Annotated in this window: 4 protein-coding genes; 2 read left to right on the forward strand and 2 right to left on the reverse strand. The window is 27.5% G+C overall.

The window, feature by feature from the left end; genetic code table 11:
* The coding region (locus NSA58_RS16760; RefSeq protein WP_257560714.1) for a hypothetical protein at positions 1 to 697 on the reverse strand (697 nt) is incomplete at its 3' end.
* Between the two features lie 166 nt (positions 698 to 863).
* Between NSA58_RS16760 and NSA58_RS16765 the strand changes: the two genes are divergently transcribed.
* Positions 864 to 1,811, forward strand: a complete 948-nt coding sequence (locus NSA58_RS16765; protein ID WP_039680932.1) for a TIGR01212 family radical SAM protein — start codon at positions 864 to 866, stop codon at positions 1,809 to 1,811.
* Between the two features lie 87 nt (positions 1,812 to 1,898).
* Here the strand turns inward: NSA58_RS16765 and NSA58_RS16770 are convergent, their stop codons facing one another.
* Positions 1,899 to 2,828, reverse strand: coding sequence for a DMT family transporter (locus NSA58_RS16770; protein ID WP_039680931.1), 930 nt, complete (start codon positions 2,826 to 2,828; stop codon positions 1,899 to 1,901).
* A 299-nt stretch (positions 2,829 to 3,127) separates the two neighbouring features.
* Between NSA58_RS16770 and NSA58_RS16775 the strand changes: the two genes are divergently transcribed.
* Positions 3,128 to 4,261: sigma-54 interaction domain-containing protein (locus NSA58_RS16775; protein WP_257560715.1), on the forward strand; the 1,134-nt coding region annotated here is incomplete at its 3' end.

The following is a 4,261-nucleotide window of genomic DNA, read 5'->3' on the forward strand; positions in this document are numbered from 1 at the left end:
TTTTTATATTAAAATTATAATTTCTTCCCACACTTAAATATATTAAACCAAATTGTTCTAGAAAAGTTTTATCCTTACCATAACTCATTATTTCATTTTCAACTTTTTTTACATCCAACTCTTCTATTATATCTGATACTAAAACCTCATATTCTTTATCATCTACTTTTACAATTATTTTATTATTATTTATATTATCTACTATGGCATTTATCTTTTCATCTAACTCATTTTTATCTAATCTAGATACATCTTCTTCATACAAAGTTATATCTGGATAAACTAAGTTATCGTACCTTTTTGCACCAAAATACATTATTCCAATTAACAAAAAAAAGCATATAATTCCAATATAAATTTTCTTTTGTTTTTTACTACTTTTTTTATTTTTCTCTTCTTTTTCTTCTATTATTTCTTCTTTATTATTATCTAATTCTTTACTATTTACATCTTCTTTATCATTAAAAACATCCTTTTGTGTTATTATTTCTTTATCCTCATTTTCTTCTTTAATAACTTCAACTTTTTCCTCTTCTTTTTTTTCACCAATCTCTTCTTTATTATCTGCATTATCTGCCTTTACCACGTCGTCTTTTTCTTCTTCTGTTAATTTTTCTTTAGATTCTTTCTTCTGTTCAGCCTTCGCCTTTTGACGAGCCTTTCTTATGATGTCGTTATTATCATCGTTTCTCTCCATAATATCCCCCCTTTGATTTCATCATTAATAAATTGTATTAATAAAGTTAGACTTTATTCATTTAAAAATATTTCATTTTCGTAATCAATTATTTTATAGAAATTTGTATATAATAAAAATTTATGTTAATATAACTAGGTATAAATCATAAGAAAAAGGTGATAAAATGACAAAGTTCAAATATGCTTTTGATGATAATAAAAGATATCATACTTGGAATTACTATCTTAGAAATACATTTGGTGAAAAGGTATTTAAGGTTTCAATAAATGCAGGATTCACTTGTCCAAATATAGATGGAAAAGTTGCTTATGGGGGATGTACTTATTGCTCCAAAGAAGGTTCCGGAGATTTTGCTGGTAATCCAAAAGATGATTTAATAAAACAATTTAAAGAAATCAAAGAAATGATGCTTAAAAAATGGCCAAATGCAAAATATATTGGATATTTCCAAGCTTATACAAATACTTATGCACCTTTGGAAGTTTTAAAAGAAAAATATGAAACTATATTAGAGCAAGAAGATGTGGTAGGACTTTCTATTTCTACGCGCCCAGACTGCTTAGAAGACGATGTTGTGGAATATTTAAGCGAATTAAATAAAAGAACTAATCTATGGGTAGAGTTAGGTCTTCAAACTATCCATGACTCCACTTCCAAAATTATAAATAGAGGCCATGATTATAAAACATTCTTAGAAGGTGTAGAAAAGTTAAAAGCTAAGAATATAAAAATTGTAGTTCATATTATAAATGGGCTTCCTGGTGAAGATTATAATATGATGATGGAAACAGCTAAAGCAGTAGCTGATTTAAATGTTCATGGAATAAAAATTCATTTACTTCATGTTATAAAAGATACTCCAATGGCAAGAATGCTAGAAAAAAATATGATGACTTTAATGACACAAGAAGAATATGTAAATTTAGTTTGTGATCAAATAGAAATCCTTCCTCCAGAAATGATAATCCATAGACTTACTGGTGATGGAAAAAAAGAAGATTTAGTAGGACCTCTTTGGTCTCTGAAAAAATGGGAAGTACTAAATGCTATTGATGATACTCTAAAATCAAGAAACTCTTGTCAAGGTATAAAATACTTATCTTCAAAATAATAAATTTTCACATAAAAAAAGTCCTCGATAAAATTATTTATCAAGGACTTTTTTATAATTTATAATTATAAATTTTAAAGGGCAATATTATACTTGATTTGCAACCTTTCTAAGGTCTAAATCAAGATTTTCTTCGTCTGCAACTGGTATTTTAGTGACACTTTTAAGGGCTACTATTGCAGATACCATCATCAAACATACTCCAATTATTTTTACAATATTAAAAAGCTCTCCCATGATTATCCACCCAATTATTTGTGCAAATACTAATTCTATTGATGCTATTACACCGGCAACTGAAAGCTCAATTCCACTTTTCACGCCACTTGTATAACAAATATAAGCAAGAGCCCCTGAAAATAGTCCAAATCCTACTATATTTAAAACTACAGGCATATCTCCTATACTAACTCCCACCCTAACAAAGTTCACCTTACTTACAAGAATTAATGCACCTGTTAAAAATGAATAAATCATCATAGTTAAATTGTTTACTTCATCTAGTATATTTTTGCTTATTATAGGCATCAACGAATAAAGAATTGCTGCCATTATTCCACTTATAATTCCAACTGTACTTATATTTTCTAAATCTAAACTACCTCCAGTAACAGCAAGTATGGCTGCCACTACACATATAGTTAAAGATAATAGCTTCATTTTATTAATTTTCTCTTTATATATTATTCCCGAAAAAATTGTAATAAATATTGGCGAAGTATAAAGTAACACAGCTGCTACTGCACTTCCTGAACTTTTTATTGAATTTACATAACAGTAATTAAATAACCCTTGGCAAAGTATTCCTATAATTATTGAATAAATTAATCCTTTTTTTGATATTTTTAATAAACTTGGATTTTTTATAATTGCGTATATAACTAATATAATACACCCCATTGAAAGCCTTAAAAAACTTATTTCTTCTGTTGATAATCCTGCATTACTTAAGTTTGTTGTAAATAACCCTATACTGGACCAAAACAAACCTGCTAGTAATATGTATAAATAACCCATCTTTCTTTCCCTCCACCTGAAGCTTGACTCTCTATTTTTAACTCCGACCTCTATTATAGCAAGTATCATGCCAGAACTTAAGTTTTTATTTTATATTTCAATGACTGTAAAATAATTGAAATTTAGCCATTTCTCCTTATTATCTTTCTACAATAATTATTGAATATAAGTAATTTAACAATATAAGTTGATTTTAACTTATTATTCCAATATAATTAAGTTGTTTATGACTTATTTGTATTATAAGTTGTATTTAATATTTTTTTAAGTTAAAAATGACTTATGAAAGGGGTATATCCTTGAAATTTGGAGAAGAATTTTATAGAAAGGTCATGGATGCATCCCATGATGAGATTTGCGTTGCTGACAATAATGGTAATTTAATTTATTGTAATAAAGCATTTGAAAAAAACTATGGTATTAAAAAAGAAGAAATGCTTGGTAAAAATGTTAAGCTTTTATCCGAGAATGGGTATTCTACCGTTGGAGCTATACCTCAAGTTTTAATCACAAAGAAAACTAGTTCTATGGAACAGTTTACTAATACAGGGAAAAAACTTGTGCTAACTGCTACTCCCATATTTGATGATAATGGTGAAATCGAGTTTATAGTTGAAAATACAAGAGATATTACAGAACTTAATCAAATTAAAAACAAATTATCAGATACACAAAATGAAGTTAATAAATATAAAAATGAAATTGAAAATATATATAGAACCACACTTAAAATAGAAACTGATATTATTCTTACAGGAAGTGTTATGAGACCTATACTGAATACAATCAATCAAATTTCAAAAACTAATGTTATAGTATTACTTCTTGGTGAATCAGGTACTGGAAAAACTTCATTAGCTAGATATATACATAAAAATAGTAGAAGAAATAATAATCCATTTATAACCATTAACTGTGCAACTATTTCAGCAGAACTTCTTGAGTCTGAGTTGTTTGGGTATGCACCAGGTGCTTTCACAGGTGCTTCTACTAAAGGAAAGGCTGGTCTTGTAGAACTAGCTCATGGCGGAACTTTATTTTTAGATGAAATTGGAGAGATTCCTCCAAGCCTTCAAGCAAAGTTTCTTCAATTAATTCAAGAAAAAACTTTCACTCCTGTGGGAGGTATCAAAGAGAAAAAAGTAGATATTAGAATAATCTCTGCCACAAACTGTGATTTATTAAAGAAAGTAGAAGAAAAAACATTTAGAGAAGATCTTTACTACAGATTAAATGTTATTCAATTAAAAATTCCTCCTCTTAGAGATAGAAAGGAAAATCTTATTGAACTAATTAAATATTATTTTAATAAATACTGCTTTGAATTTAACATAAATAAGATTATAACAAAGGATGCTATAAAGTTAATTTCTCATTATCACTTTCCTGGAAATATTAGAGAACTTCAAAATATTATACAAAAACTTAGATCG

Source organism: Terrisporobacter muris (genome assembly GCF_024621905.1).
Lineage (GTDB): Bacteria > Bacillota > Clostridia > Peptostreptococcales > Peptostreptococcaceae > Terrisporobacter > Terrisporobacter muris.

Bases quoted from the DNA above. Each gene is read 5' to 3' on its own strand.
- NSA58_RS16770 (WP_039680931.1), bottom strand. From the start codon at position 2,828: ATGGGTTATTTATACATATTACTAGCAGGTTTGTTTTGGTCCAGTATA.
- NSA58_RS16765 (WP_039680932.1), top strand. From the start codon at position 864: ATGACAAAGTTCAAATATGCTTTTGATGATAATAAAAGATATCATACT.